The organism is Alicyclobacillus cycloheptanicus, from assembly GCF_028751525.1.
Taxonomy (GTDB): Bacteria; Bacillota; Bacilli; order Alicyclobacillales; family Alicyclobacillaceae; genus Alicyclobacillus_L; species Alicyclobacillus_L cycloheptanicus.
This window is the reverse complement of sequence record NZ_CP067097.1, coordinates 406,895-431,136: the sequence shown is the minus strand read 5'-3', so window position 1 is coordinate 431,136 and position 24,242 is coordinate 406,895. Positions and strand designations below refer to the sequence as shown.

Sequence of the window (24,242 nt, the reverse complement as noted above, 5' to 3'; positions counted from 1 at the left end):
CGGGCTTCGTCGCTAGTTCCGGGGCGTTTGACGCTGGCCGGGTGCCTTTCTGCGGCCGAACCAGAACCACAACACAGCCAAAACCAGCAGCAAGGCTCCGAAGTATGTAAGGGGCTTGATGGCGGAAGCGACGACTTCCCAATGCTTGCCCAGCTGGAAGCCGGCGAACGTGAGGGAAAAATTCCAGATGATGGATCCTAGGGCGGAATACACAATAAACCGTCCCAGCGGCATTTTTGCGACGCCGGCGGGGATGGAAATGAAGGTGCGCAAAGCAGGCAGCAGCCGGGCGATGAACACCGTGATCTCTCCGCGTCGACGAAACCAGTCTTCCGCTCGGTCCAGGTGCCGTTGGCTCAGCAGAATGTAGCGTCCGTAATGCAGAATCAGCGGTCGACCCCCGGCGCGGCCGACTGCGTAAGCAATCAGTCCACCGACGACATTGGCGAGGGTTCCGACCAGCACGGCGGCCCAGTAGGATTCACCGTGTGTATACGCGAGGTAGCCTGCGTAGGGCATCACAGCTTCACTCGGTATGGGAATGCAGATGCTTTCCAGGGTCATGAGCAGAAACACAGCCAGATTCCCAAATTGTGCAACGTATGTACCAAGGTGTGCAGACACGAAGGCACCTCCAGATTAGATGTGGACAGACTCATCCTACACGATGACGTGGGAAAATGGAATCCGCATGGAGAATGGGGGAGTGCGTGCGTTGTCCATTCACGGGTTGTCGCTGCAAGCCTTCATCAACTTCGCCTATTTTTTGATGCAGGTTCTGACGGGGATGATTGGCGTCTACCAGATGGGCACGTCCCTGTTTGGCATTTGGCATCGGCAGAAACCCCTTCGCTATGCACCCAAGCACAGGTTTGCGGTGATTGTCCCTGCCCACAACGAGGAGCGCGTGATTGGTCCGCTGATTGATAGTCTGAAGGCGCAGCATTATCCGGCGGACTTGTTTGACATCCACGTGGTCGCGGACAACTGCACCGATCACACGCGTGAGGTGGCTTTACGGCATGGGGCGGCGGTACACGTTCGGGTCGATCGCGACCACTGTGGCAAGGGCTATGTGATTCAATGGATGTTGGAGCGGCTGTGGCGCTGGCCTGTCAGTTATGATGCTGTCGTCCTGTTTGACGCTGACAACCTTGTGGCACCCGACTTTCTGCAAATCATGAACGACCGCCTGTGTGAGGGTCATCCGGTCATTCAAGGCTACCTGGGTGTCAAGAATCCTTTTGACAGCTGGGTCAGCGTCTGTATGGCCATTTCGTACTGGTACAGCAATCGAATGTGGCAAAATGCCCGGCAGAACCTGGGTTTGTCCTGTTCCCTCGGGGGAACGGGCCTGTGCATGGATATGTCACTGCTCCGTCGCCTTGGTTGGCAGGCGACCGGCTTAACCGAGGACCTGGAGTTCGGGGTGCGCTGTGTTGAACACGGCATTGTTCCCATCTGGGCACACGACGCCAAGGTGTACGATGAGAAACCGATCACGCTGCTTGCATCGATGCGGCAGCGCCTGCGCTGGATGCAGGGGCACTTTCAGTGTGCAAAATCCCACATGCTTCCCTTGCTGAAAGCGGGCGTCCGTGAACGGAACTTCCTCAAACTCGACGCGGGGATTTACCTGTTTCAGCCGATGCGCTTCCTCATCCTGTTTTTGACCTCCATCATGCTGTTGCTGCACATCTCCGGTCCGCACGAGACCTTGCTGTCTCATGTCACGGCCTGGCTTCCCACGGACTTCTGGGTGATTGTGAACGTGTTCTTATACCTGCAAATCCCGCTCGCGTTGTTTCTCGAGCGGGTCAATTGGCGCGCGTACTTCGGGCTCATCCTGCTCCCGTTCTTTTTGTGGACCTGGGGGCCAGTTGTCGTCAGAGCCTACTTCACGAAAGCCAATCGGACCTGGGTGCACACGGTTCACAACCGGTCCATCCGCTTCGATCAATTAAAAAGCAATTAACAGGCAGGTGGTGTGAAACGGCAGCGATGAAACCGCGGTTCGCTGCCACCCCGCTGGGGAGCCCTCAGCCAGCGGCGGCTGAGGGGGCGAGATTGTCCAGCTGGTCCGGCTCTCCAGCCGGCCCCGGGCGGGGTTATCCGCGTTCGGCGCGTTCATGCGCACGCATCCGGAGCAGCGCCTCACGAATCGGGGTTCCTGCTTCAATACCCAGCGCTTCCGCTGCCTGCGTGCAGGATTCCACCGTGCCATCCAGCAATTCCTGGAGGTTCCGAACGCCCGTGGCGCGGGCTGCCAGGATGTTGCGGCTGGCCAATTTCTCGCGCAGTAATTGTACGTCCAGCGCGCCGCACATGACATATCCTGTGTCGGACTGAATCACGAGCAAAGTGGTCTTCGGCAGCTGTACCTCTGTGCCCAGAAACAGCTCGTGGTCGATCCAAATCGGCTGTACGTGAACCATCGACGAATCCTCCTTCATGGCAGTGGGTGCCTCGACTTAGCATATTCCGCGTTTGCCCGGAACGTGGAGGACATCCGCCCTGGCGCAACATTCGCAAAGCGTTGTGATAACATGTAGGTAGACACGTCCGATTCGACGTGCTGTCGCTTGTCATTCACGATGGGACGCGGTATATTCATAGCCGTGCATCGGTGATTGACGACTTTGTTTGGGGTGACTTTGAAAGGTCGCGTGGGAATGAGATGATGAAGACGGATTTTGTCCGCTTTTTGCTCGGGCTATGGCAGAATGCACCGTTGATGGCGGCGCTCGTGGCCATTCTTGCTACGCAGTTGTCCAAGGTGCCCATTCACTTTGCGATTCATCGGAAGTGGGACTTTCATAAGGTGATTGACGCCGGCGGGATGCCGAGTTCTCATGCGGCGGGCGTCTGCGCACTGACGGCGGCGCTGGCGTGCGTGGTCGGCTCGAAGTCGCCGATCTTCGCCACAGCTGTGGTGTTTACAGCCATCGTGCTGTACGACGCCGGCGGCATCCGGCGGCATGCCGGGGAGCACGCGGTGCTGCTCAATCGCATCGCGATGGAGATGGCACAGTCGGGCCTGACGCTCGAGGCGTCTGCCACAGAAGAGGGCGAGCGACTCAAGGAAATTCTGGGGCATGAGCCTTCTGAAGTGATTGTCGGCGCCATCCTTGGCGTCATCATCGGCATTTTGTTTGGGAAATGGTGGTGAGCCTGCAGGGAGGCCTGCAGGCTTGCTTGCGCGCGCGTTTCCTCGGCCTTTAACGCCGTGGTTCCTCCGTGTCCGCTCCGGGAACGTTCTCTAGTCCTTCGCGGGCAATCTTATCCACCACAATTTGAATCGCCATCTGTGCAGACTGCACTTCATTTGACCCGTAGATGATGAGGCGTTCGCCTTCTCTGGGGATCGCGATGGCATACCACATGTTCTCCTGTGTCTGAAACAACTCCATGTCGTAAATGTTGGCGGCCGTCACATACTCAAACGTTTCCTTCCGCCGAAGCGTACAGCCCTCCGGAAGCGTCACGGCCTGCCAGTTGAGCGGGAGTGGGGCGTCCAGTGCCACGTTTGTCTCCTCCATTCGTTATTCCATGCGCAAGTTCAGGGTCAAGCACAGCCAGGCGAGGAGTGCCATCAGCATCCCCACAAAGTGCACCAGCAGCGACATGCCGTGCATCATGCCAAATTGGGCCTGCTGGGCGGCGGTTGCATTCAGAAACGAACCCATCTGGCGTTCGACGTGCTGAAGCAGCGGGAGCAGGACCAGGCGGTTTGCCAGGGCCGCCAAGACGCCGATGAGGAACACGATGTGGCCAGCGCGGAACGAACGCGAGACGATGCGGGACTGACTCCCCAGCCAAGCGTAGAGGACCCAGCCGACAATCGCAGTGACCGCCATCAAGGTGAACAGCGGGGGAAACAGGAGGCCGACGGCCGCTGCGAACTGATTGAGGGGCAGGCGCCCCAGTTCTTCCGCCGCCATCAAGGAAAAGTAAATGCCAGCGCCAAACCAGAGCGACAAATCGAGGTGGAGCAGCCAAAGCGCAAATTTGCGCACAACCGCAATCTCCTTTCACATCTAGCAGATTGAGAAGGCGGGGCCAGGGGATGTGTTCTCCCTGGCCCCGGTTCCGTATGGACGTGCTGTGTTCATTGCCAGCAACGCCGCATGGTGCGGCTTGGTTCTGCCGATACCGCGGCGCCGGCGCTGTTTCGGCGAACGCTCTTAGGCGAACTCTCGAATCGCTTCCTCGAACACTTTCGCATCGAGGTGCAAATCTTCGTCGACCAGCGGGTTCGCCGCATACCCTGGGACCTGGTCTTCGTAGGCGACGCGGGACTCATCCTTGTAAATCAGCCCAGTACACAGGCCGTGTGTTTCGATCACCATTTTCATCGCTGCAGCCCGGTCGGTTGGGTCGTAATCCGGCACGTTGTCGAGATTGTAGACGTGCTCACGGTACCAGTCGTAAGTGTTGATTTTGTTGTACGTCACACAGGGGCTGAATACGTTGATGAGCGCGAAGCCCTTGTACTGAATCCCCTGCTGAATCAGCGAAACGAGTTGGTTGACGTCGCTGGAGAAGCCTTGGCCGAGAAAGCCGATGCCCGCAGCCAGCGCAATCTGCGTCGGAACCAGCGCGTTTTCAATGTTGCCCTCCGGCGTCGTCTTTGCCTTGAAGCCATGGGCGCTGGTCGGTGAGTGCTGGCCCTTGGTCAGGCCGTAAATCTGGTTGTCCATTACAATGTAGGTGATGTCCATGTTGCGGCGAACCGCGTGCATGAAGTGGTTCAAGCCGATGCCGAAGCCGTCGCCGTCACCCCCCGAGGCGATCACGGTGAGATTCCGGTTGGCCAGCTTCACGCCCTGTGCGGTCGGCAGTGACCGGCCGTGCACACCATGGAAGCCGTACGTGTTGATGTAGCCGGAAATGCGGCCCGAGCATCCGATACCGGAAATGATGGCCACCTCATGCGGTTCCTTGCCCATGGCTGCCAACGCCCGCTGAATCGAGGCCTGAACGGAAAAGTCGCCGCATCCAGGACACCAGTTGGGGCGTATGTCATTGCGGAAATCCTTGACTGTCGCCATCTCAGACCAACTCCTTGCAGTAACGGTAGATTTCGACGGGGAGGAACGGCGTGCCGTCGTATTTCAGCAAATTTGAAATGCGGTCGTGATGGACGTTAAAGAACGACATCAAATTCCGCAGCTGCCCGGTCGCATTGTTCTCGACGACCACCACTTGTTTGGCGTCTTGGATTGCGTTTTGCAGGAGGTTTGTCGGGAACGGCAGCAACGCCCGAACCTGGACGTGCGCCACCTTGAGCCCGTCTGCTTTCAACCGGCCCATGGCCTCGCCGATGGCGCCGATGTTGGAGCCGACCCCCACCAGCAAGATGTCTGGCTGTTCATCGCCGGTGCGTTCGACACTAAACGGGAACTCGACGCCGTGCAGCTTGCGCATGCGCTTCTCCATCATCTTCTTACGGTTCGGCGCTGTTTCGTTGGGTCGGCCGGTTTCCATATGCTCGACGCCAGTCACATGGTGAAGCCCGCCCTTCGTGCCAGGGAACACGCGCGGAGAAATGCCCGAGTCGGTCAATTCGTACCGTTTGAACTCTCCAGCAGCAGCCGATTCAACGGCGTTCTTGTCCGCCAGGTCGCCGCGGTCAATGCGAACGCTTTCGAGTTTCAGCGGCTCGGTGGTCTGCTTACTGAGTGACAGCTGCAGGTCGGTCATCACAATCACCGGGCATTGATACTGTTCAGCCAGGTTGAACGCATCGCCCATCATGTAGAAGCATTCTTCCGGCGTGGCCGGATTCAAGACGATTTTCGGAATCTCACCGTGCGTGCCAAACAGCGCCGCCAGCATATCTGACTGCTCCTGCTTGGTCGGCAGCCCCGTCGACGGACCCCCGCGCTGCGTATCGACGATGACGACCGGTGTCTCGGTCATGCCGGACAGCCCAATCGCTTCCATCATGAGCGACAGTCCAGGGCCAGAGGTCGCGGTGAGTGCGCGGGCGCCGCCGTAAGCCGCGCCAATCGTCATGGTCATGGCAGCGATTTCGTCCTCCGTCTGGACAACCACGCCGCCCACCTTCGGGAATTTTTTAATCAAATATTCCATCACATCGGAAGCAGGCGTAATCGGGTACGCCGCCATGACACGGGCGCCCGCCGCCATTGCACCGAGCGAAATTGCGTCGTTGCCCATCATAAACAGACGCCGCGTGCCGTCCGCCGGCTTCAGCGCGAATTCCGGGTCTTGCCCGCCAAGTTCCTTAATATAATTAAACCCGGATTGAATCGCCAGCATGTTTTGGTCGACAATCTTCTGACCCTTTCGGCTGAACCGTTCTTCTACAACTTCTTTAAAAATATCGATTGGAAGTCCCAGCACACAGGCGGAAGCGCCAAGCGAAACCATGTTCTTCATAATGGCCGATCCAGCCTCTTCCGCGAGCTTTGTGAGGGGAACCGTAAAGAGTCGGACGTGGTCGGGCGCTGTGGGGTTAAACTTGGCGTCTGCGATCACGATGCCGCCTTGTCGTACTTCACCGACATTCAGGTCGATGGATTCCTGATCGAACGCCAGGAGTACGTCGGTGTAGTCTGCTGCTGCCCGAAACTGCTGAAGGCTCACTCGGACTTTATCGTTCGAATGCCCGCCCTTGATTCGGGATGAAAAGTGTCGGAATGAATAAACGTAGTAACCTTGCCGGTTCAAGGCGATCGCGAATGTTTCGCCGGTGCTTTCGACACCCTCACCTTGTTGGCCGCCAACTTTCCATGAAAGTTGATCCAGCATGTAGCTTCCCACTCCTCTGTACCACACAAAGGCGTGTGGTTTTCGTGCGTGCGCCGGTTGTCATCAACAACCGGCGTTTGGCCACCCTTGATTTCGTGTAACGCACCATCTTCCATTATACTGATCTCAGATCGGCATGGAAACAGATAGGCGCGATTTTCGCGAATTTTGTCCAAAAATCGCTTTTGACCCACCAGAGGAGTGAAATCATCATGTTCATCACGAATCAGCTTCGCCAGGAAGTGGACAAGTATCTGCGGACCATCGACCAACGAGCGGACTGGCTGCAAACCGCGCGAGCGTGGACTGACGATGAATGGGACGAGACGCGGATGTGGGCGGCGGAGCGCGCTTTGCATGTCGCGGTGGAGTGCGTGACTGACGCGGCGAACCTCGTCATTGACGCCCTCGTGATGCGAGAACCGGGCGGATATGCGGATATTGTTCGCGTCATTATGGAGGAAGGTGTGGTGGGCAAGGCATGGTTTGAGGAATTTGAAGGGATATTGGCATTTCGCAATCGCCTTGCCCGAGGGTATACGGACCTGTCGATGGCAGATGTGGTGAGTGCGGTGCGAACCTACGGCGGCTTGTTCCGGCCTTTCACGGCGTCGATGCGCAGTTACTTGGACATTTCCTCAACGTAAACGCGCACGTGGCGCTTGACGCCGAACTGGTAGGCGGCTGCCTCGGACGGCAGCAGGATGTCGATGTGCCGTCCCTTGACGGCGCCGCCCGTGTCTTCGGCGATGCGCACCCCCACGCCTTCAATCATTAACTTCGTCCCAATGGGAATCACGGACGGATCGACTGCGACGGTCCGTCCGACCGCGGCCCGCTTGCCGCTGGCGGTGATTCCGTACCCTGGTGAAGACGGCCATTTCCCCGTGGAATGGTAGTCCAGCGAATACGCCGTCAAGGTGAAGTTGTCCAGTTCGCGCGCCCGGTGCGTCGCGGAAGACGCGGCGTCGTGGACTGGACGCATGGCGTGTCTGAGCGGCTCGACGGGCCGCTCTTTCGCTTCAGGCCGCTCTTTCACTTCCTGTCGTCGATGCACCGTCTGATGCCGATGCGGCGCCGATGCAGCCAAAGGTCGAGCAACCGGCGTTGGGCCAGCTGCATGCGCGTGAACTGTATTAATACAGACTCCGCCACTGTTTGATACAGAACACCAAACCGGAACACTGACCTCCTCGGTTTTTATTGGAATCCCTGAACTTCGATTGCTGGTATCGGTGAAACTGTCATATGCAAAATTTTTGAACTGTGATATTATAGGAATATTCAGTTGTGACGATCCGGTGACATGAGCAGCGTGGTCGGCATCGACTTCGGCTGGGCTCCCAACCGCTGCGGCACTCAGTACCAACGCCGCCATCCACCGGATCACGGTTCTGAACGGTTTGTCCATATCGGATAGATTGTCACCGTTTCAGAAACTTATACGCGGCCGAATGGATGATCGAATGAAATGGGAGGGATTTGCCACATGCAGGAAATCGGGTGGAAGGTCGGTGGCAAGCAAGGCGAAGGCATCGACAGTACCGGTGACATTTTTGCCATCGCGCTGCATCGGATGGGGTATTACACCTTCACGTATCGTCACTTCATGTCACTCATCAAAGGTGGGCACACCAACTATAAGATTCGCGCTGCAAACCAGGTTCTGCGCCACCACGGCGACTTTGTAAGCGTTCTCATCGCGTTTGACCAGACGACGATTGACGTCAACTGGCCGGAGATGGTCGACGGCGGCGTGGTCCTGTACGACCAGTCGTCCTTTCAGGCGGCGGCACCGTCCGACCGCGGTGTGCATCTGTTTGGTATTCCATTGACGGAACTGGCCAAGGGCGCGGGCGGCGCCATTATGAAGAACATGGTCGCCATCGGCGCGACGGCCGCCATCCTGCAGCTGCAGCCGGATGCGTTCCTCCCAGTGGTGCAGGACAAATTCGCCAAGAAGGGGCAGGACGTGGTGGACAGCAACATGCGCGCCTTGCGGGCCGGATATGCCTACTACGCCCAGCATTACGATGTGTCTCTGCCTGCGCCTGACCTTCCCAAGAAGACGGCGGACCACTTGTACATTTCCGGAAATCAGGCAACCGGGTTCGGCGCCCTGGCCGGCGGGTGCCGGCTGCTGGCGGCTTACCCCATCACGCCAGCGACGGAAATTATGTATTGGGTCATCGAACACTTTCCCAAACACGGGGGTTTGGTGCTTCAGGCGGAGGACGAAATTGCGGCCATCAACATGGCGATTGGCGCCAACTTTGCAGGGGTGCGGGCGATGACCTCGACCTCAGGGCCAGGTTTTTCCCTCATGATGGAGGCTTTGGGGCTTGCCGGGATGTCTGAAACTCCGGTCGTCATCGTGGATGTGCAGCGCAGCGGCCCGTCGACCGGCTTGCCCACGAAGACGGAGCAAAGTGACCTGCAGGAAGCGGTGTACGGCACGCATGGCGAAATCGAGCGAATTGTCTTGACCCCGCGGACAGTGGAGGAATGCTTCTACTATACTGCAGAGGCGTTTAACCTCGCGGAGCGTTATCAATGTCCCGTCATCGTGCTGACCGACCTGTATCTGGGGATGTCAGCGCAATCGGTCGACGGACTGCCGACCGAACGCGTGACCATCGAGCGCGGTAAGTTGATTTCCGATGACGCGCTGGCGCAAATGGGCCGATTTGCCTATCAGCGCTATGATGCTTCGCTGGCGGATGGTGTGTCACCGCGCGCCCTGCCGGGACAGAAGAACGCGCGTTACGTCGCCCTGGGGAACGAGCACAACGGGGTGGGGCTGGAGGTGGAAGACCAGCAGACCCGCGTGGACCAGGTCGCCAAGCGCGCCAGAAAACTGGCGAACTTTACCCATGAGAGCGGTGTCAGCGTGGACGGCCGCGCGGATGCCGAATTCGCGCTGGTCGGCTTTGGGAGCACGTGGGGGGTGCTGGAGGAAGCCCGCGCGTCGCTCGAAGTGCACGGGCTGATTGTGAAACACATTCATTTTTCCCGCGTCGCGCCGTTCCCCGCGTCGGCGTTGGAAGCGGCCTTGCGCGGCGTTCAGCGCGCCTTGGTCGTGGAGTTGAATTCCACCGGTCAATTGGCACAGTTGATGCAGCAGCATGTGAACTGCCACGGCGTACTGGCCAACTGCCTGAAGTACAACGGCGATCCAATGTCTTTGAAGGAAATCCTGACACGCGCACACGAAGTGTTTCCTGCGGGGGTGCTGAACTGATGTCCACCATACAAGATTTTCAAACTGAACGTGCGACATGGTGCCCAGGGTGTGGTGATTTTGGCGTGCTCAACGCCATGCAAAAGGCGGCCGTGAACCTCGGGTTGGAACCGGAACAGGTGGTGATTGTCTCGGGTATCGGCTGCTCCGGCAAGATGTCACAGCACTTCGGCGGATATGGACTGCACTCCTTACACGGCCGCTCGCTCCCGACCGCCCAGGCGGTGAAGTTGGCGAATCGCAGCCTGACCGTCCTGGCGGCCGGCGGGGACGGGGATGGTTATGGCATCGGCATGGGCCACTTCATTCACGCGATCCGCCGAAACGTGGACATCACGTACGTCGTCATGGACAACCACATCTACGGGCTGACGACGGGGCAGGCGTCTCCCACAAGCGACGTCGGGTCACGCACCAAGACCTCGCCCCACGGCTCTGTGGAAGAACCCATCGTGCCGCTGCAACTGGCGCTGGCACAAAACTGCGGTTTTGTCGCGCAAGGCTTTTCAGGCAACATCAAGCAGCTCACGTCCCTGATTGAACGCGCCATTCTGCACCGCGGGTTCTCCCTGGTCAACGTGTTCAGTCCGTGCGTCACCTTCAACAAGGTGCAGACCTATGAATTCTACAAGCGGCACCTCGTCAACCTGGACGACGATCCCGATTACAATCCCAACGACCGCATCACAGCGCTGCACCGCGTTGCAAAGGCGCAGAATATCGTGACAGGGCTCATCTATGAAGACCCGGAACGCGCGAGTTTTGACCAAACTGTATACGGATATCCAGATACGCCTATCGCGGCAAATAACTGGGTGCTCTCGCGGGAGGATACGGCGGAAATTCTAGCAACTTTCCGGTGACAGGGCAGTAGTGGGAGCGAATCATCAAGCAAAATCGCCTTTCCTGAAATACAATCATTTGAATAACTATGCAAAACAAGTCGAACCGCGGCGCTTCCCGCGGTTCGAAGTATGTAAAAATCATTTATTTTCCTTATAGACTTTGCAAAAAACTTGCTATACTACAGTGTGTTCCGTTTATCTACAATTCAGTGTACGGGAAACTCGTCAACGCACAAGCCAGAAGAAATACAAATCTGTCGACATGGGACGACATGAAGAGAACGGCGCACAGAAAGGAGCGACAGGCTTGGGGAACATATTGGAAGTGCGGGATTTGAACATCAACTTCCAGATCGACGAAAAGTACTACAGTGCGGTGCAAAACGTCAGTTTTCACATTGCCGAGGGGGAGACGCTGGGGCTGGTCGGCGAGTCCGGCTGCGGGAAGAGTGTGACGTCGCTCGCCATCATGAGGCTGCTTCAGGAGACGACCAAAGTTACGGGAACAATCGATTTTAAGGGGCAGAATTTACTTGATTTAACGGAGCCGCAGATGCGAAAAGTGCGCGGCAACGACATTGCGATGATTTTCCAGGAACCAATGACTTCTCTCAATCCCGTGTACAAGATAGGCACCCAAATTGGTGAGAGCCTGCTGCTGCACAAGGGAATGACAGTGAAACAGGCCCAGCTCAAAGCGATTGAGTTGTTAAAGCAGGTCGGCATCCCTCGCGCAGAGCAAATTGCGAATGAGTACCCTCACCAGTTGTCAGGCGGTATGCGGCAGCGTGTCATGATTGCTATCGCGATGGCCTGTCAGCCGCACCTTTTGATTGCGGACGAGCCCACGACCGCACTGGATGTGACGATTCAGGCACAAATTCTGGATTTGATGAGAAAGCTGACCGCGGACAACAAGATGTCCACCCTGCTCATCACACATGACCTGGGGGTCGTCGCGGAAATGTGCGACCGAGTCGCTGTCATGTACGCCGGGCGTATCGTGGAGGAAGGTCCAGTCAGGACGATATTCCACAATCCACAGCATCCTTATACAATTGGCCTTTTGAAGTCACTCCCGAAGATTGAGGGCGAACGCACCAGGCTTCAGCCGATTGAAGGGAACGTTCCTTCGCTGCGCAACATGCCAGCCGGGTGTCGGTTTGCACCCCGTTGTCCTCATGCGATGGAGGTCTGCCGTACGGAAGACCCGTCGCCTGCTCTGGTGGAAGATGCGCACGAGGTGCGCTGCTGGCTGCATCATGAGGCAAGGAGTGAAGTGCATGTCTGACACCCTATTGCAGGTGCAGGAGTTAACCAAATACTTTCCGATTAAGCAGGGCGTGTTTCGCCGTACGGTCGGTCATGTGCGTGCGGTGGACGGTGTCACCTTCGAACTTCGTCAAGGTCAGACGCTGGGCGTCGTCGGCGAATCCGGGTGCGGCAAGTCGACGATGGGGAGAAGCATCTTGCGCCTCATTGAGCCGACGTCCGGTGTTGTTGAGTTTGAAGGCAAAAATGTCATCAAGATGTCGCGCGGCCAGATGCGGGCCATGCGGCGGGAGATGCAGATTGTCTTCCAGGACCCTTACGCATCGCTGAATCCAAGATTCAGTATTCAACAGACGCTGATGGAGCCAATGGTGATTCACGGGTTGTACACACCAGCTGAACGTGCGAAGCGTGTGCGCGAACTCCTCGAACGGGTGGGGCTCGACCCGGATTATGCAAAGCGCTACCCGCACGAGTTTTCTGGTGGGCAGCGGCAGCGCATCGGAATCGCGAGAGCGCTCGCGGTCAACCCAAAACTCATTATGCTGGACGAACCTGTCGCAGCACTCGATGTCTCGGTGCAATCGCAGGTGTTGAATCTGCTCGAAGACTTGCAGCAAGAGTACAACCTGACCTACATTTTTGTCGCTCACGACCTGAGCGTGGTCCGTCACATCAGCGATCAAATCATGGTGCTTTACCTGGGGAAGATGGCGGAACTGGCAGACAGCGACGAGTTGTTCCACGACCCGCTGCATCCGTATACCAGAGCGCTGCTTTCGGCTGTGCCGATTCCGGATCCGGATGTGAAGCGCGAGCGCATCATCTTGCAGGGGGATTTACCCAGCCCTGCAAATCCACCAACTGGCTGCGTGTTCCACACGCGCTGTCCAATGGCGACGGATGTGTGCAAGCAGAAGCGTCCAGAGTGGAAGGAAGTCAAGCCGAACCACCACGTCGCCTGCCACTTGTATTGAGTTGATACCGGAATAGAGGAGAGAGTTGCATGGCAATGGTTCATACTGAAATTCCTTCAATGCCGCCAGCACCTGCAACGCCGGCGTCGACGAACAAGACGTTTGGACAGCGGCTGTGGAAGAGCATGAAGGACTTCCCGATGTTGTATATCGGTGCGTTCATTGTGCTGTTGATGGTGGTCGTCGCGGTTTTTGCGCCGGTTTTCGCGCCGCATAACCCTGACGCAGTGTTCTCTCAGGGCATCACGGCCCAAGGTACGCCGGTCGGTCCAAGCAAGATGTTTCCGCTCGGCACGGACGGAAACGGCCGCGACGTGTTGTCCCGCATTATTTATGGTACGCGCGTATCTTTGACGGTCGGCATTGTATCCGCCATCATCAACCTGGTGGTGGGAACGTTTGTTGGGCTGCTAGCGGGTTTCTACGGGAAATGGGTCGACAATGTGCTCATGCGCGTGGTGGACGTCGTGCTTGCGTTCCCATTCCTGTTGCTGGCCATGGCGATGGTCTCCGTACTTGGACCGAGCATGTGGAACATCCTGCTGGTCCTCGGAATCACCGGCTGGGGTACGATGGCGCGTCTTGTTCGCGGACAAGTCCTGGCGATGCGCGAGTATGAATATGTTCAGGCGGAACGGGCGCTTGGCGCCTCAGGCCTGCGCATTATGCTGCGGGTGATTCTGCCGAACTTGTTCGGCACGGCGGTCGTCTTTTCCATGCTGAACGTGGGCAACAACATTCTGACTGAGGCGGCGCTGAGCTTCCTCGGCATCGGCATTCAGCCGCCGACACCCAGCTGGGGCAACATGATTGAAGGCGCGATGCAGACCTACCAATACGCACCGTGGACCATCTGGTTCCCGGGGCTGGCTGTCATCATCGCAGTCCTCGGGTTCAACCTGCTTGGCGACGGATTGCGCGACATTTTGGATCCGCGCAACACACAACACTGAGGGGAGGGGGATTTGCTTGTTTGCCTACATCGTTCGACGTCTTGGAAGCACACTGGTTGTTCTGTTCGGGATTACGATTGTCAGCTTCTTGTTGATTTACGCGATTCCGGCCGATCCGGCACGTATCATCGTGGGACCCAAAGCCCCGATGTCCGTTGTGATTGCGGTGCGGCATCAACTGGGGCTCGACCAGCCGTTGTATGTGCAATATTGGCGCTATTTGGTCGGCCTTTTGCATGGGAATCTCGGGACCTCGTACACCTACAATCTGCCTGTCAGCCAAATGATTTTGCAGCGACTCTGGCCGACGCTCGAACTTGCGCTGGGCTGTTGGATTGCTGAATTGATCATCGGTGTCCCGCTTGGGATTTACACGGCAAGGCATGCCCGGAAGCTCGGGGATTACGTGATGAGTATTTTGGCGCTGATTTTCCTGGCGATGCCCGTCTTTTGGCTGGGCCTCATCCTGCTGTACTGGTTCGCTTTCAAAATCCCGATCTTCCCGCTTGGTGGTTTTGGCGGCATTCAGTATCTGATTCTGCCGTCGCTCACCTACGGCCTGACCGGTGCTGCGTTCTACATCCGGCTGCTGAAGAGCCAGATGCTGGAGGTATTGTCGCAGGACTATGTGCGCACGGCGCGGGCGAAGGGAGCCAGCGAGCGGCGCGTGACCTGGCGCCACGTGCTCCGGAACGCGCTGATTCCGGTCGTGACGTACGGCGGGGTTGATTTCAGCTACCTCATCTCGGGTGTCGTCCTGATCGAATCGGTGTTCAGTTGGAATGGGCTGGGTCAACTGGCCTATACGGCGATTCAGAACCTGGACACACCGGTCATTTTGGGGACCGTGCTGGTTGTCGCTGTGGCTGTGACCCTCGTGAACCTGATTGTCGATTTGATTTACGGAGTCATTGACCCACGCATTCGTTATGAGTAACGTCTGGACTGAAAGATTTTAGCGCTTTAGTCTAGTTACTTGAATTCTGCGACATCTGGAGATATAATCTCGTCGTCTTACTTTTGCAAGTAGAGTGAAAAGAAGGGTGCACCAGACGATAAGGGGGACAAACAGTGAAGGCATTGTGGAAGAAGGGTGCAGCAATTGTAGGGTCAGCGGGTGCCTTGGCACTTTTGCTGGCGGGTTGCGGTGCGCAGAGCAGCACAAACTCGACGACGCCGGGCACCACGTCGACATCGGCGAAACCGAATGAGGGCGGTCAGATTAACCTCGATTTTATCCAAAACATCCGCGACCTCGACCCGGCATTGGCCTACGACACCCAGTCCGGTGAAGTGGTAGACCAGTTGTACGACCAGTTGGTGACCTGGGCGCCAGGGGGGTCGTCAAAGGTTGTGCCGATGGTGGCAAAGAGTTGGGATGTGTCCAAGGACGGCCTGACCTATACCTTCCATCTGCGCAATGACGTGAAGTTCTGGAACGGTGACCCTGTGACAGCACAGTCCTTCATCACCGAGTTCTATCGTGTGCTCAGCCCGAACATGGGGTCCGGCGGCGCAGGTTTCTTCACCGATATTGTCGGCGCCGCAGATTACAATGCTGGCAAGTCGAAGACGATTTCCGGCCTGTCCGCATCTGACAAATACACGCTGGTTATCCATCTGGTGAAGCCGGAACCGTTCCTGCTCGACGCCCTCACCATGAACTTCATCTCTGCTGTCGATCCGAAGTACATTGAGAGCGTTGGAAACCACCAATTGTACGCGAAAAACCCGGCTTTCGACTCGACGAAGGCGATGGGCAGCGGTCCGTTTGAGTTGAACACCATCAATCCGAACCAAATCATTTTGACCAAGAATCCGAATTACTGGCGGACAGACAGCTACGGGCAGAAGCTGCCATACTTGGACAAGGTGACCATCAACATCAGCACCAATGACGTGACGGATACGGAGCACTTTGAACAGGGCCAGACCGCCTGGATTGGCTGGAACTTTGGCGGCGACGGCATCCCCAGTGATGAATACCCGACCTTCATGGCCAATCCGAAGTACAAGGCCATGACCAGCACGAAGGTCATGAACTCGGTTTGGTATGTCGGCATGAACATGAAGGTTGGACCGACCGCCAATCCGCTGGTGCGCCAGGCGATTATGTACGGCATCAACAAGAAGGCCATCATCCAGTTGATGAACGGCCGCGGCCAGGTGGCCAATCAGCCGCTGCCGCCGGGCGTTCCTGGATATGTGAAGAACCTGCCGGCTGACGCGACGTATACGTACAACCCGACGAAGGCGAAACAGTTGCTGAAGCAGGCGGGCTACAGCACGAGCCACCCGTTAACGATTGACTACTATGACCAAAACTCGCCGGATTCGGTGAAGATTGATACCGCCATCCAGGCGCAGTTGGCGAAGATTGGCATCAAGCTGAACTTGCACTTGACCAGTTGGGCGACCTTCCTGGATAAGGCGGAGTCCGGTCAGGCGGATATGTTCTGGCTCGGCTGGATTCAGGACTTCCCGGACGCGTCCGACTTCCTGAACACGCTGTTCAACTTCCCGGCCGAGGGCGCGGTGAACGACAGCACGAACTACAACAACCCGCAGGTCAACGCTTGGCTGAACGATGCAGAGTACAGCACCAACCAGGCGCAGCGTATTCAGGACTATGAAAAGGCGACCATCCAGATTATGAAGGATGCACCGTGGGATCCAATGTACTACGACGTATTCACCAGCGCTGTTCAGCCGTGGGTGCATGGGTTCTACATCCCGGATGTTCAGGAAGACCCGATTGAGTGGGTATGGCTGGATAAGAGCCACATTCAGGGCTAATGACGTCATGGGCTCTTGGTGTAGTGGAATATACCATGCAGCCTTACCACAGCACAGAGCGTCGCAACGACAAACAGACGAACCGGGTGACCGGTTCGTCTGTTTGCGCGATTGGCCATGCGTATGCTATAGTACAAAAGTACCTCCGGCTGGTGAAAAATCACCTTGGTCGATGCAAACAGAACGTGCACATGAGCCATTAGCTCAGTTGGTAGAGCACCTGACTTTTAATCAGGGTGTCGCTGGTTCGAGTCCAGCATGGCTCACCAAAAGGCAATGCCAAAAGAAAGCCTAAATGCCAAAAGAAATCTCAATCGAAATGCAAGGTACCGCGAACGGGAGTGCTTCTGCGCCTCTCGTTCTTTCTATTTTGGCGTGGAAAGACACCCGGTGTCCGTCACTCCGGCCTCGATTGGAGTATGATAGAAGTGTCACGGGCAAGTGGGAAACGAACGGGATGACCGTGACGAGAATTGGCCACAGGAACAGGAGTGATGAGCAATGGGTTCAGCAATTCCGACGTTGGTTCTCAATGATGGGTTGTCTCTACCAGCCATCGGGCTCGGCACGTATTCCTTGAAGGGTTCCGCAGGCGTCGATGCCATCTGCACCGCGATTGAATTGGGATATCGACTCCTGGATTCCGCATACAACTACGAAAACGAAGGTACGGTCGGCGAGGCGGTCAGACGGAGCTCGGTTCCGAGGGATGAGTTGAGAATCACATCGAAACTGCCGGGTCGCTACCATACATATGAAAAAGCGGTGACGGCGATTCAGGAATCGTTGTATCGCGCGCATTTGGATTATTATGACCTTTACCTCATTCACTGGCCCAACCCGCAGCAGGGGCACTACGTGGAAGCCTGGCAGGCCCTGATTGATGCGAAGCGATGGGGGCTCGTACGCTCCATCGGCGTCAGCAATTTCCTGCCGGAGCACATCGAACGTCTCGAACGAGAGACGGGTGTGCTGCCAAGCGTCAACCAAATTGAATTGCATCCGTTTTTCAACCAGGCATCGCAGCGACAATGGCACGAAGCGAAAGGGATTGTCACTGAGTCCTGGAGTCCATTGTTCCGAGGCAATGAAATTCTGCAGCATGAAGTGATTCAGCAAATCGCCAACCAGCATCAGAAATCCGCAGCCCAGGTGGTTTTACGCTGGCACTATCAACTCGGCGCCATTTCCATTCCGAAATCCGGCAATCGACAGCGGCAGTTGGACAATCTATCCATCTTTGATTTCTCGCTGGACGAAGCAGAGATGAACCAGATTTCGCAGTTGACGCGGCAGGACGGAAGAATTCGAAATCAAGACCCGGCTGTGTACGAAGAGTTCTGAACAGAAAGCCCATGCTTGACCACGCGGCGCGCTCGGGCGGCACAACCCCGGGCGCGCCCTCGTGCGCGGGCCGCTTGGCGGGGCTGTTTGGTAGTGGCTGCCGTGTCGATGCGATGCCGTCAAGGTGTACGTTGGTTCTCCCGATTTGGTAGAATATTGGAGTGGTGTTCGAAATCGGAGGTGGAACGCATTGGGCTACGCAACCTGTTTTGTCTGCGGGCAAGAGAATGACAAGGGCCTGCATATTCACTTTCACAAAGACGGTGAGAACGGTGTGCGTGCCAGCTTCCTCGCGGAACCCTGGCACGAAGGGTGGCCTGGCATTCAGCACGGCGGCGTCACCAGCGCCATTCTGGATGAGGCCACCGCGTACGTGACATTTTTCATGGGTGTCGTCGCGGTCACCGCGCAGCTGCAGGTCGAGTTTCAAGATCCGATTCGAGTCGGCGAGCGCGTGGAGATTGAAGCGCACCCGACCAAGGTGACGCGGCGCATCGTTGAGGTCGATGCCTCCATTCGGGGCACAGACGGTGCGTTAAAGGCGCGATCGCATGCGAAAATGATGATTCTCAGCCAACAGCAGAAGGAAGAAATGGGACTGGCGAACTTGCCCTAGGCAGTTCGCGTCCCCCTGCTGCCGCTGATTGCGCTGTTTGGCTCCTTACCCCTATTCAGTCCGGGACAGACGGTGCCACAATCGGCCTGTACAACGTCCGCTCCCGCTTCTCCAATAACGGAACAACCGTCTCCAGTACGAGCCGCTTGAAGTAGGGCGTCTCGGAATGGGCAGACAATGCCTGCTCGTCGACATACTGCTCGAACAGCAGGAAGTGGTCAGGATTGTCGATGGAACGGTTCACGAAGTAGTGGATGCAGCCTTGCTCTGATTGGACGTGGGTCATCATTTCGCGCAGCGCCGCTTCGACCGCGTCGCCCATCCCTGGCTTACACTGATACTTCGCTGTCAGTACAACCACAGTGCATGCTCCTTTCGAGGCTCCGCAGCAAGCGCGGGCCATCGCCGTGATCCTTCTTTCTCCAGTGTACCTGAATTTTGCCGCAGGTTCGAGTCACACCTATCACCCAGGGGCCTGTGATAGAATGATAGGAACAACGTGTTGCGTGCCGTGCGAACAATCCCCGGCACAAGGAGGCGTCCCCCTTGGCCGAAGTATGGAAATTCATCCATTGCGCAGACCTTCACCTGGACAGCCCGCTGGTCGGCTTGGCTGGCCGGGCGGATGCGCCCATCGACGAAATTCGCGCCGCGACCCGCAGGGCCTTGGAAAATTTGGTCACGTTGGCGCTGACGGAAGCGGTGAAGTTCGTCGTCATCGCGGGAGATGTGTACGACGGCGACTGGCCGGATTACACGACCGGGTTGTTTTTCAATGCGCAGATGAGCCGGCTGAATGCGGCCGGCATCCCCGTGTATCTCATCAGCGGCAACCACGACGCCGCCAGCAACATCACACGGAGTCTCGTCTTGCCCCCAAATGTCACCCAATTTTCAGTCGATCACCCCGAGACGGTTGTCCTGGACGAGCTGTGCGTGGCGCTGCATGGGCAGGGGTTCAAAGAGCGGGAGGTCCGTGAGAACCTCGTGCCCAGCTACCCGGATGCGCTGCCCGGGTACTTCAACATTGGCATCCTGCACACCTCCGCCGAAGGACAGGCAGGCCATGAAACCTACGCCCCGTGCCGCCTGGATGAGCTAATTCAGAAAGGGTACGACTACTGGGCGCTGGGTCACATTCACAAACGGCAGGTTTTGCATCGGGCACCCTGGGTGGTCTTTCCAGGCAATCTGCAAGGGCGCCACATCCGGGAGACGGGTGAGAAGGGCTGCATGCTCGTCACGGTCGCCGACGGCAATGTGACCTTGGCGTTCCGGCCCCTCGACGTGGTTCGCTGGTGCCTGTGTCCGGTCGATCTCGACGGTGTCCAGACCGACGACGCGTTTTCGGCTCGCGTCGCGGCTGCCGTCGCCCAGGCGGTGGACCAACACCCGGGACTGCCCATCGCGATGCGCGTTGTGTTGCAGGGTCAAACGGCTTTTCATGGGACCCTCTTGGCGGATGCCGAACGGTACCGCCATGAGGTGGAGAACGCGGTCAATCAGGCGGCACCCGGACGCGTTTGGATTGAACGGGTGAAAATTGCGACTGAACCCATGCAGGCGGCGCCCGCCGTCGCCTTGGACGGCGATGCTGTTGCTGCGCTTGTGCACCACATCGACGAAACGGTTGCAGACGCGGCCTTTCTGGAGGCGGTTGCCAGCGACATGCGCGAAGTGCAAAGCCGGATGCGTGCGTACACGCGCCGCGAAGGGGCGACGGTCATCGAATCTGCCGAGGATGTTAAGCCGCTCCTGGCGGACGCCCGGTCGCTGCTGCTCGCCATCCTTGGGCAAGGGAGGACAACAGGGTGAGGATTCGCCGCATTCATGTTCAATCGGTGCTTCATTTCGCCGATTACGAGCTGGATTTTGGCACGGCGTCCACGGGTTTGCATCTGCTGCACGGGCCGAACGAAGCGGGGAAGAGCACGCTCCTCCAACTGCTGATTGACATGTTGTACGGCGGGCCGATGGCGGAACGCATGAAAGACGCGTACGACAGCCGCTCCCGCCTGGAAGTGGTGCTGGAGCAGCCCGGACAGCCTGCGGTGACGGTACGGCGCAAGAAAAACCGGGCGCGGCTGGTGCTCGAGGCGAATGCCAGCGTCACCGAGGATGACCTGCTCGGCACGTACCTTGGCGGGTACGACCGTGATCGATACACGCTGCTGTTTGGGTTCAATCACGAGCGGCTGCGCGCGGGCGGCGACAGCCTGCTGCAGTCCGGCGGGGAGGCCGGCGTGTCGCTGTTCGAGGCAGGGGGCGGTGTGCAGTACCTGCAACAGGTGCTCGCCAAGTTGTCGGAGCAGTCGGCCAACCTGCTCGATCGCGGTTTTATGGCCCGCTCCGCGAAATTGCTGAATCGGGCGTGGCGCGAATTCCAGGAAGCCGAACGGGCGGTGCGCGACACCAGCCTGCGCGGTGACGCGTGGCATCGCCAGCGCGATGCCATCGCCCAGCTGCAGCGAACGCTGGATGACCTCGTGCGGCGGTTGGAAGAGAAGCGCAACGAACAGATTCGGCTGACCCGGTTAAACCGCATTCGCGGGCTGCTGACGGAACTGCAGCGGATTCGCCAGCAGATGGAGGAGATGGGGCAGGTCGTTGTTCTGTCGGATGCCGTCGACCAGCGCGTCCGCGAGGTGCTGCAGGCGGAGCGGGAGCTGACGCGGCGGCTCGCCGAACAGGCGGCAGAGTATGAGCGGCTGCGAGGACAGCGCGCGCAAATTGCGCAGGACCCAGCGGTCCTTGCTTGTGCGGAGGACATCAACGGGCTGAGCGAAGGGCTGCGCCAGTATGAAACGCGGTGCCAGGAAGAACTGCCGCAAGCGCAGCAGCAGCTGCACCAGCGGCGACAGGACGCCATGCACCTGTTGAAGCGTCTGGCGCCGGCGACGAGTCTCGACGATGTGCACACGCTATGCATTCCGTTTGCCGACCAGGCGCGCATCGAGCGGTTGGCGGAGGCGCTGCGCCAGGCGCGATCGGACGTTGAACGAGAGCAGCAGCGCTGCGAGGCGATGCGCGCAGAACAGGACACGGTAAGCGCTGCCTTGGCGCAGATGCCTGTGCCGCCGGACGTCTCTGGCTTGCGCCGGTTGATTCAGGAAGTGCGCGAGCAGGGAAACCTGGACGAGGCGATTGACCGGCTGAACCAGGAAATCACCTTGAAGCAGCGGGATGTGGAGCGGCTGTACCACGGGCAGACAGTGTGGCGCGGCGCGTTGACCGAGGCGCCGTCGCTGCCGATTCCCGTCAGCGAGACCCTGGAACGCTATGCGCGGACCTTCGCGGAGGTCGAAGATGGGCTGCGCGACTGCGACCGAAAGCTTGAACAGGCGCGTGAATCGCAGGCACGAGCGGAAGAGGAGCTGGAGGCGCTAGAACGGACCGGCATCATTCCGGTTGAGGAAGACCTGCAGCGCATTCGGATGCGGCGTGACGCAGGCTGGCGGCTGGTGAAGCAGGCGTGGCTGAGCGGCGGCGTCGATGAGGGCGATTGCGCGGCGTTTGTGGAGCAGGAAGGGGGCGCGCCGCTCCATGAAGTGTTCGAGCGGCTGCTGCGGGAAGCAGACGAAACGGCTGACTGGATGCGCAAAGAGGCCGACCGCTCTGCGAGCCGTGCGCTCTGGATGCTCAAGCGCGAGCAGGCCCAGCGGGAGCTGGAGCGCCTGATGGAACGGCGTGAAGCGCTCGCGAACCAGTGGACGGCGTGTTGGGACCAGTGGCGGGAGGAGTGGCGTGCGGCCGCGATCGAACCGAAGTCTCCGGCGGAGATGAAGGACTTCGTGAACCATGTGCTGCGGCCGATCGCCGAAGGCATTCGCGGCGTGGAAGCCCTGGCCGCAGAACGCGCCAAGCTCACCAGCCGACGGGACGCGTACCGGGATGCGCTGGCAGAAGCCCTCGCTGTGCAGCATGCGGCGGACCGCGAACCCGTTGCAGGCGTGCCGCGCGGTGCCTCTTCGTTGCCCGCCGCGGGCGGCAAGGGGGCGGGGCTGTCCAAATGGCTCCGCCAAGCGGAGTTGCATGTGGAAGCCGTTGCCGAGCGTGAAGCAGAACGGCGCGAATTGGCCGCGCAGCAAAAGCGGCTGGCGGAGGGGCTCGCGGTGCAGGCGCGATCGGCGAAACAAGCGCGCGACCAGCTGGCGGCCCTGGAAGCACAATGGGATGTCCTTCACCTCGAGTTTCCGGGACTTCCGCAAGAAGCGGAGGTGGCCACGGGGTATGTGCGCCAGTTGACGCAGCTCTTTGATTGGGTGCGCGACATCGAGCGGCTGCAGTCCGACATCGACCGGCTCCGGGCCGACTGCCGGGCGTTCGAGCAGCGGGCGGAGGTGTTGGCGCGGCAGCTGGACGAGCGCATTGCGGACTTCCCGTCCTTGGCGGCGTGGGTGCGTCATGTGCGGGAGCGCCTGCGCAACGCCCAGGCGGCGTTCAATCAGGCGGAGCATGTGCGCCAGGAGCTCACCCGCGCACAGAAGCTCATGCAGGACACCGAAACGAAGCTCCGCGCAGTCCAACGCGAGATTGACCAGTACCTGGAAGACTACCACTGTCAGCGCCGCGAAGACCTGTACTTGGTAGCGGAACGCTCGAGCGCCTACAAGGAGGCCGCGGCCAGCCGCGATCATCAGGAGCGTTTCCTGCGGGAGACGGGCGATGGACTGTCTGTTTCCGAACTGGAGGCGGAATTTGCGGCGTTTGCGGCGGCCGAAAGTCCACATCGGCTGCCGGCACGCATCGAAACCTTGACCACGGAAATCCAGGAGCTCCAGGCACAGCTGGACGAGCACAAGGATACCCTGCGCGAGATGCAGATTACGTTTCGGGCGCTGGATGGTTCGCAGACGACAGCAGCCGATCACGCTCAGCAGGCGGAAGCACACCTGGCCGAGGTCGACCGGCTGTGGAACGAGTACCTGCGCGTCGAGCTTGCGCGGCGGTTGCTGCACCGTGCCATTGAGGTGTTTCGCGAACAAAACCAGTCCTCGGTTTTACAGCGTGCCAGTGAATTCTTTCATCGCTTGACGGTGGGGCGCTATCGAGCGCTGTCTGTTGAACATGACGGAACTGAGTGGTACCTGGAAGCTGAACATGCGGATGGCACGCATCGGCGGGTGCATCACATGAGTGACGGAACGCGCGACCAACTGTTTCTGTCCTTGCGCCTGGCATTCGTGGCGCAGCAAGTGCAATCCGGCGGCTTTGCTCTGCCGCTCATCATGGACGACATTCTCGTTCATTTCGACGACCAGCGAACGCGGGCGGCGTTACAGGTTCTGCACGAGCTGGCGGCTGAGACACAGATTCTGTACTTCACACACCATCAGTCCGTCGTGGATGCGGTGCAGGGGTTGGCGGAAAGCGGGCGTGTGCAGATCCATCCCGTCAACGCTGCGCCGTGAGGTGCCGCTC

22 protein-coding genes and 1 tRNA gene are annotated in these 24,242 nt (G+C 58.5%); 15 read left to right on the top strand and 8 right to left on the bottom strand.

The genetic code is table 11. The annotated features are described in order from the left end of the window. Nucleotides 1–12: 12 nt before the first annotated feature. Nucleotides 13–624, bottom strand: a complete 612-nt coding sequence (locus JI721_RS02035) for a DedA family protein (RefSeq protein WP_274456410.1) — start codon at nt 622–624, stop codon at nt 13–15. 145 nt (nt 625–769) lie between these two features. Here JI721_RS02035 and JI721_RS02030 point away from each other — a divergent pair, with 145 nt between their 5' ends. Next, nucleotides 770–1,975 (top strand): glycosyltransferase family 2 protein, encoded by a 1,206-nt coding sequence (locus JI721_RS02030; protein WP_274457614.1) that lies wholly within the window; start codon nt 770–772, stop codon nt 1,973–1,975. A 133-nt stretch (nt 1,976–2,108) separates the two neighbouring features. Here JI721_RS02030 and JI721_RS02025 read toward each other — a convergent pair whose 3' ends face one another. Beyond that, nucleotides 2,109–2,435, bottom strand: a complete 327-nt coding sequence (locus tag JI721_RS02025; protein ID WP_274456409.1) for a YunC family protein — start codon at nt 2,433–2,435, stop codon at nt 2,109–2,111. A 245-nt stretch (nt 2,436–2,680) separates the two neighbouring features. Here JI721_RS02025 and JI721_RS02020 point away from each other — a divergent pair, with 245 nt between their 5' ends. Then, nucleotides 2,681–3,169, top strand: coding sequence for a divergent PAP2 family protein (locus JI721_RS02020; RefSeq protein ID WP_274456408.1), 489 nt, complete (start codon nt 2,681–2,683; stop codon nt 3,167–3,169). Between the two features lie 49 nt (nt 3,170–3,218). On the opposite strand, the gene JI721_RS02015 is transcribed toward JI721_RS02020, so the two are convergent. The 4 genes from JI721_RS02015 to JI721_RS02000 form a co-directional block, all read right to left on the bottom strand. Continuing rightward, nucleotides 3,219–3,524 (bottom strand): hypothetical protein, encoded by a 306-nt coding sequence (locus JI721_RS02015; protein ID WP_274456407.1) that lies wholly within the window; start codon nt 3,522–3,524, stop codon nt 3,219–3,221. 18 nt (nt 3,525–3,542) lie between these two features. After that, a complete protein-coding gene (locus JI721_RS02010; RefSeq protein ID WP_274456405.1) occupies nt 3,543–4,016 on the bottom strand; it encodes a DUF4149 domain-containing protein in 474 nt (157 codons plus the stop codon). A gap of 168 nt (nt 4,017–4,184) precedes the next feature. Beyond that, nucleotides 4,185–5,051, bottom strand: coding sequence for a 2-oxoacid:ferredoxin oxidoreductase subunit beta (locus JI721_RS02005; protein WP_274456404.1), 867 nt, complete (start codon nt 5,049–5,051; stop codon nt 4,185–4,187). Nucleotide 5,052: 1 nt separating this feature from the next. Further along, nucleotides 5,053–6,777: a 2-oxoacid:acceptor oxidoreductase subunit alpha gene (locus JI721_RS02000; protein ID WP_274456403.1), complete on the bottom strand. Its 1,725-nt coding sequence runs from the start codon at nt 6,775–6,777 to the stop codon at nt 5,053–5,055. 212 nt (nt 6,778–6,989) lie between these two features. On the opposite strand from JI721_RS02000, the gene JI721_RS01995 reads away from it, so the two are divergent. Further along, entirely contained in the window at nt 6,990–7,424 is a 435-nt protein-coding gene (locus JI721_RS01995; protein ID WP_274456402.1) for a DUF86 domain-containing protein, read from the top strand. Here JI721_RS01995 and JI721_RS01990 read toward each other — a convergent pair. Then, nucleotides 7,400–7,867, bottom strand: coding sequence for a 3D domain-containing protein (locus tag JI721_RS01990; RefSeq protein WP_274456401.1), 468 nt, complete (start codon nt 7,865–7,867; stop codon nt 7,400–7,402). The two genes, JI721_RS01995 and JI721_RS01990, sit on opposite strands and share 25 nt — an antisense overlap. A 399-nt stretch (nt 7,868–8,266) precedes the next feature. Between JI721_RS01990 and JI721_RS01985 the strand changes: the two genes are divergently transcribed. From JI721_RS01985 to JI721_RS01940, 10 genes are all read left to right on the top strand, one after another. Beyond that, nucleotides 8,267–10,018, top strand: a complete 1,752-nt coding sequence (locus JI721_RS01985) for a 2-oxoacid:acceptor oxidoreductase subunit alpha (protein ID WP_274456400.1) — start codon at nt 8,267–8,269, stop codon at nt 10,016–10,018. Then, the gene (locus JI721_RS01980; protein WP_274456399.1) at nt 10,018–10,881 is read left to right on the top strand and encodes a thiamine pyrophosphate-dependent enzyme; all 864 of its coding nucleotides are present in this window, start codon (nt 10,018–10,020) and stop codon (nt 10,879–10,881) included. Before JI721_RS01985 ends, JI721_RS01980 begins: the two co-directional genes overlap by 1 nt. A 289-nt stretch (nt 10,882–11,170) precedes the next feature. Beyond that, nucleotides 11,171–12,154 carry an ABC transporter ATP-binding protein gene (locus JI721_RS01975; RefSeq protein ID WP_407654061.1) on the top strand — a complete coding sequence of 328 codons (984 nt, stop codon included), beginning with the start codon at nt 11,171–11,173 and terminating at the stop codon, nt 12,152–12,154. Beyond that, a complete protein-coding gene (locus JI721_RS01970; protein ID WP_274456397.1) occupies nt 12,147–13,112 on the top strand; it encodes an ABC transporter ATP-binding protein in 966 nt (321 codons plus the stop codon). The genes JI721_RS01975 and JI721_RS01970 overlap by 8 nt, the downstream gene beginning before the upstream one ends. A 29-nt stretch (nt 13,113–13,141) precedes the next feature. Then, nucleotides 13,142–14,065, top strand: a complete 924-nt coding sequence (locus JI721_RS01965; protein ID WP_274456395.1) for an ABC transporter permease — start codon at nt 13,142–13,144, stop codon at nt 14,063–14,065. Nucleotides 14,066–14,081: 16 nt separating this feature from the next. Continuing rightward, the gene (locus JI721_RS01960; RefSeq protein ID WP_274456394.1) at nt 14,082–15,002 is read left to right on the top strand and encodes an ABC transporter permease; all 921 of its coding nucleotides are present in this window, start codon (nt 14,082–14,084) and stop codon (nt 15,000–15,002) included. A gap of 134 nt (nt 15,003–15,136) precedes the next feature. Next, nucleotides 15,137–16,861 (top strand): ABC transporter substrate-binding protein, encoded by a 1,725-nt coding sequence (locus tag JI721_RS01955; protein WP_274456393.1) that lies wholly within the window; start codon nt 15,137–15,139, stop codon nt 16,859–16,861. A 193-nt stretch (nt 16,862–17,054) separates the two neighbouring features. After that, nucleotides 17,055–17,130 (top strand) — tRNA-Lys (locus JI721_RS01950). A gap of 232 nt (nt 17,131–17,362) precedes the next feature. Then, nucleotides 17,363–18,205 carry an aldo/keto reductase gene (locus JI721_RS01945; RefSeq protein WP_274456392.1) on the top strand — a complete coding sequence of 281 codons (843 nt, stop codon included), beginning with the start codon at nt 17,363–17,365 and terminating at the stop codon, nt 18,203–18,205. A gap of 190 nt (nt 18,206–18,395) precedes the next feature. Beyond that, nucleotides 18,396–18,821 (top strand): PaaI family thioesterase, encoded by a 426-nt coding sequence (locus JI721_RS01940; RefSeq protein ID WP_274456391.1) that lies wholly within the window; start codon nt 18,396–18,398, stop codon nt 18,819–18,821. Nucleotides 18,822–18,876: 55 nt separating this feature from the next. On the opposite strand, the gene JI721_RS01935 is transcribed toward JI721_RS01940, so the two are convergent. Then, nucleotides 18,877–19,182: a putative quinol monooxygenase gene (locus JI721_RS01935; RefSeq protein WP_274456390.1), complete on the bottom strand. Its 306-nt coding sequence runs from the start codon at nt 19,180–19,182 to the stop codon at nt 18,877–18,879. Nucleotides 19,183–19,367: 185 nt separating this feature from the next. On the opposite strand from JI721_RS01935, the gene JI721_RS01930 reads away from it, so the two are divergent. Next, nucleotides 19,368–20,636, top strand: coding sequence for a metallophosphoesterase family protein (locus JI721_RS01930; RefSeq protein ID WP_274456389.1), 1,269 nt, complete (start codon nt 19,368–19,370; stop codon nt 20,634–20,636). After that, complete coding sequence (locus JI721_RS01925) at nt 20,633–24,232, top strand: AAA family ATPase (protein WP_274456388.1); 3,600 nt, start codon at nt 20,633–20,635, stop codon at nt 24,230–24,232. Before JI721_RS01930 ends, JI721_RS01925 begins: the two co-directional genes overlap by 4 nt. Nucleotides 24,233–24,242 lie beyond the last annotated feature (10 nt).